Genomic DNA, 1,154 nt, shown 5'->3' on the forward strand with positions numbered 1-1,154 from the left:
GTGTGCTTTGCTCGATCAAACTCTGATCGTTGATCTGACGCCAGGCATTCCAACTGCCCCAAGTCACCGTGGCGTCACCCTGTTGGGCTGTGTTCGCAACACCGGTACTGGCAGCAACCCATTGTTCACCTGTTGAGGCGTTTACCAAGGCCGAGAGAGCATTGCCGTTCTGGTAAAGGGCATAGTTACTGAGAGGATTAACCGAATTACCGTTGTTCAGGATGTAACCCTGGATACCGTTCAGGGCGGTCATCCCCGCCAGATAATCCTCCAGCTGACGGTCACCAAAGGCATACACCCCTTCAATCTGACTGGTGCTGCCCGCTAACTGGTAGTAACCGAACAGACCGTCTACATTGCTACCGGCAAACTGTCCCTCAGCGTTACCGTTCAGGCTCTCCGTGGTCACGCCATCATAACGACTGCCGCTCAGTGCAAAGCTACCGGTATACAGGTTGTTCAGAGTATCGCTGCCTGATACTGACCATTTATCGGTCTCAGAACGCAGAAATCCGGAGAGACCCAGACTGGCCTGCTGTTGCGTAAAGTCGATGGTCAGGTTACCCGCCTGAATACCGCCATTCGCACCAGACTCATCGTAGGCCTGCCCACTGACACTGTTAAAGTGATAGACACCCTGAAGGCTTACCGGAACGGTAGCTGCAGTCAGTTGGTTGGTGTGGATGTATTGGATCGGTGTGCTTTGCTCGATCAGGCTCTGGTCGTTGATCTGACGCCAGCTGTTCCAGCTGCCCCAAGTCACCGTGGCGTCACCCAGTTGGGCTGTGTTCGCAACACCTGTACTGGCAGCAACCCATTGCTCACCTGTCAGAAGATCAACCAGTGCTGACAATTCCGTACCATTCTGATAAAGGCTATAGGCACTCAGAGGGTTTGCGGTTCGATTGTTCAGTACATAACCATTAACACCACTCAGAGCAGTCATTTCTGCCAGATAATCATCCAACTGACGGTCACCAAAGGCATACACACCTTCAATCTGACTGGTGCTGCCCGCTAACTGGTAGTAACCGAACAGACCGTCTGCATTGCTACCGGCAAACTGTCCCTCAGCGTTACCGTTCAGGCTCTCCGTGGTCACGCCATCATAACGACTGCCACTCAGTGCAAAGCTACCGGCATAGAGGTTGCTC

Annotated in this window: 1 protein-coding gene; it reads right to left on the minus strand. The window is 53.2% G+C overall.

All coding sequences use genetic code 11. The features are described from left to right. Positions 1-1,154: hypothetical protein (locus BV405_RS17750; RefSeq protein WP_176330219.1), on the minus strand; the 1,154-nt coding region annotated here is incomplete at both ends.

Origin of the sequence: Oceanospirillum sanctuarii, assembly GCF_002150805.1 — a bacterium.
Taxonomy (GTDB): domain Bacteria; phylum Pseudomonadota; class Gammaproteobacteria; order Pseudomonadales; family Halomonadaceae; genus Oceanospirillum; species Oceanospirillum sanctuarii.